Genomic DNA, 3,266 nt, shown 5'->3' on the forward strand with positions numbered 1-3,266 from the left:
TTATTTACTACAACTTTTCCTTTGCTGTTTTTAATTGTAATGTTGACCTTCTCTTTAGACAATGGAGTTTTGTTCAAATCAGTCAACTTAACTGACAAATCATCTCCTTCATATAAAGTCTTATTGCTGGTAATTTTAATTTTAGTTGGTTCTTTGGCATGCATTGGATTTAATACAGTAAATCCAATTATAGCTGCAAGAACAACAATTATGGCAACTAAAATTATAATAATATTTTTGTTTTCCATTTAAATCACCTTCTAAAAAAATAAAATAAGTAAAATCCGAAGAAATTACTTATTTTCAAGAATGAAACAAAACTACAATTGAGAATAGAAGTCACCATCTCTCATGAATGGTTCAACAGGGTCTTCACCACTCAACGCACGACTTTTATCCTCAATGAAATTTCCACTCGGAGTCCAAAATCCATATCTGCCGTCCTTATAACCATATGTTAATGTTCCATCACTTCTTTCGACATATGTATCGCTTGAAGAAGAAGAGGACTGTGAAGCTACAACTTTTTCCTCTTCTTTAACAGTCAATTTTTGTGTTGTAGTATTACCAGTATAGTTTTCATTTCCACCATAGGTAACATTAACAGTGTATTTTCCAGGATTTTTATCAAGTTTTAAAGTCCCAATACCTTTTTTATTAGTTACAACTGAATGGTAATCACTAGATCCATTTTTACCAGTGATTGTGATGTTGACCGTTTGATTAGCTAACGCAGTCCCATTAGCATCAGTTAACTTTACTTTTAATGATTCCCCTTCAGTCAGTGTGGAATTACTTTTAAATTTTAGTTTTGTATCCTGTTTGGCCATATTCGGCATCATCATTGCAGCAATTCCTACTAAAAGTACGGCAATAATTACAATCAATGCGATTATAATAATTTGATTCCTTTCCATTTTAATTTCTCCATAACTGTTTAAAACATTGCAACATGAAAAAAACTTAATTAATTATGATAAACACCATATTTTGGGTCGTATTGAACATACATGCCTGATTCAGCATCATATTTTACATCCTGACCACTTATTTGCTCGGCATGCATTGCTTGTTCTTTGGTTATGCCAAGAGAATCAGTTTCAGGACCGTCAAAATCATTTCCACCACTATAACTAGAGCTACTTACACCAGATTCTACTTCTGCAACCGCTTCCTTAATGGTTAATTTTTGTGTTGTATTATTGCCCGTGTAATTTTTATTTCCCCCATAACTGACATTAACTTTGTATTTGCCTTTTTTCAAGTCCAAATCGAGTTTTGCTTTACCCTTGGAATCAGTTTTTACAACATTATCAACAACTACTTTGCCTTTGCTATCGGTTATTGTAATGTTAACTATTTCGTGTGATATAGGTGTTTTATTCAAATCGGTCAATTTTATTGACAATTCCCCGCCTTCATTTTGTTCTTTATCACTGGTAATTTTAATTTTTGTGGGTTCTTTAGCATTATTCGCTTGTAAAAACATCACCCCTAAAACTGCTGCAAGTATAATGATTATTGCAACCATAATTATTATTATCTTTTTGTTTTCCATAATTTAACCTCAAAACTATACTTAAACTGGTTCCCACCTATTGTTTCCTAAATGTCTCATATAACCTCCGCCAGGTTCTTGAACAATATCTCCAGTATAATATGTTTTAAGTGATTGTCGGCTATAATAAGCGCCAGGATCATTATTGGATGAGCTGCTACTTGAAGTTGAATCTACCTGAGCTTCAGCAACCTGTTCTTCAATAGTTATCTTTTTAGTAGCATTACACTCATTATACTTATCATTACCACTATAACTGACAGTTATATTGTAGTTTCCAGGATTCTTATCAAGTTTTAGAGTCCCTACACCTTTTTCATTAGTTACAACTGAATGGTAATCGCTGGATCCATCCTTATTAGTTACTGTAACATTAACAGTTTGATTAGCTAATGCAGTCCCATTAGCATCAGTCAACTTTACTTTTAATGAGTCTCCTTCAGTCAATGTGGAATTACTTTTAAATTTTAATTTTGTATCCTGTTTAGCCATATTCGGCATCATCATTGCTGCCAGACCTACCAAAAGAGCGGCAATGATTACAATCAATGCAATAATTATGATTTTGTTTTTATCCATGAAATCACCCAAATATAATATTAAGTAATATTGTGTCAATCCTATGTATATAACAATTACGACATTATTTTTCAACCTCATCTACTATTTGGAGTTGGTTTTTCCAGAGAATGTTTTACCGTACCTGCAGAGTAACTTTCTTACCGGATTTAAGATACACTTTGCCATCAGCAGAAGATCCTACAATAGTCTTAAGAGTTACAGTGTATTTTTTGATTTTAACACTTGCTTTATAGGTTTTAGCGCTTGCTTTGATTGTAATTGGTTTTTTATCCAAATCAACACAGACAACCGCAAATGTACTGTTATAATTTATGCCAAAATCATTGAAGGCAATTACATGATTCTCATCATTCAAATGAAATCATATGAAAAAAATAAAAAAAAGTAACCACTGAGCCCAATGCAGTTCACGGCAAAACGCATGAGTCAATTTTTAATGGAATATTACTCTCCGGAAAATAGTTGGCAAAATGCCTTAAATATTAAAAAAACAGAAAATAAACTTTTTTAATAGTTTAAAAAGTAAATGATTATCAGTTACTTATATTTTTTAGAGATTTTTTATAGTAAACGACAAAAAATAGAAAATAGTTATTTTAAATTATCAGCTATTTCATCACCCAGATCGGTTAATCTGTATAATCTTCCCTTTTTAGCATTTTCATTTAGGCATTCAACAATATCCTGACTTTTTAATTCACTTAAAACTTTTGAAATATGATTTGTTCTAATTCCACAGTCTTTTGCTATCTGCGTAGGTATCTTAACCTCATCTTTTAAGGTCTTAACTGTTTTGACCCTATAAGAAGACCCAATAATATAGCCGTACTTAATCAAGGTTTCATCATCCATTGTAATACACCTTCTCTATTTATTAACTAGGTTTAGATATTTAAATTTATCGACATAAAACCCATCAAAAAGCATCATATTACAAATAAAATAATGATTTCATGAATATAACCGCATAAATAAGTAAAATATTATGAATAGTTGAATATAAGTCAAACAGACATGATAATATCAAAAATGGGGAATAGGTAATAATTAAAAAAAAGAAAAATGAAAACTTATTCCAAACTTCCGTCTTCATTAATTACAGTAGAGTTATTTAAGATAGTTAATG

At 31.0% G+C, this 3,266-nt stretch carries 5 protein-coding genes and 1 pseudogene; all 6 read right to left on the reverse strand.

Annotation, left to right across the window (positions count from 1 at the left end; translation table 11 throughout):
* Positions 1–248: pseudogene (locus tag ACJMLH_RS04705) on the reverse strand (hypothetical protein); the annotation flags it as partial.
* Positions 249–320: 72 nt separating this feature from the next.
* Complete coding sequence (locus ACJMLH_RS04710) at positions 321–917, reverse strand: Ig-like domain-containing protein (RefSeq protein ID WP_405275205.1); 597 nt, start codon at positions 915–917, stop codon at positions 321–323.
* A gap of 50 nt (positions 918–967) precedes the next feature.
* Entirely contained in the window at positions 968–1,558 is a 591-nt protein-coding gene (locus tag ACJMLH_RS04715; RefSeq protein ID WP_405275207.1) for a type IV pilin, read from the reverse strand.
* 21 nt (positions 1,559–1,579) lie between these two features.
* The gene (locus ACJMLH_RS04720) at positions 1,580–2,137 is read right to left on the reverse strand and encodes a carboxypeptidase-like regulatory domain-containing protein (RefSeq protein WP_405275209.1); all 558 of its coding nucleotides are present in this window, start codon (positions 2,135–2,137) and stop codon (positions 1,580–1,582) included.
* A 115-nt stretch (positions 2,138–2,252) separates the two neighbouring features.
* Entirely contained in the window at positions 2,253–2,495 is a 243-nt protein-coding gene (locus ACJMLH_RS04725; RefSeq protein ID WP_405275211.1) for a hypothetical protein, read from the reverse strand.
* Between the two features lie 236 nt (positions 2,496–2,731).
* Entirely contained in the window at positions 2,732–2,992 is a 261-nt protein-coding gene (locus ACJMLH_RS04730) for a transcriptional regulator (protein WP_405275213.1), read from the reverse strand.
* Positions 2,993–3,266 lie beyond the last annotated feature (274 nt).

The organism is Methanobrevibacter sp., from assembly GCF_045116495.1.
Taxonomy (GTDB): Archaea; Methanobacteriota; Methanobacteria; order Methanobacteriales; family Methanobacteriaceae; genus Methanocatella.

Bases quoted from the DNA above. Each gene is read 5' to 3' on its own strand.
- ACJMLH_RS04730 (WP_405275213.1), bottom strand. From the start codon at position 2,992: ATGGATGATGAAACCTTGATTAAGTACGGCTATATTATTGGGTCTTCT.
- ACJMLH_RS04710 (WP_405275205.1), bottom strand. From the start codon at position 917: ATGGAAAGGAATCAAATTATTATAATCGCATTGATTGTAATTATTGCC.
- ACJMLH_RS04715 (WP_405275207.1), bottom strand. From the start codon at position 1,558: ATGGAAAACAAAAAGATAATAATAATTATGGTTGCAATAATCATTATA.
- ACJMLH_RS04720 (WP_405275209.1), bottom strand. From the start codon at position 2,137: ATGGATAAAAACAAAATCATAATTATTGCATTGATTGTAATCATTGCC.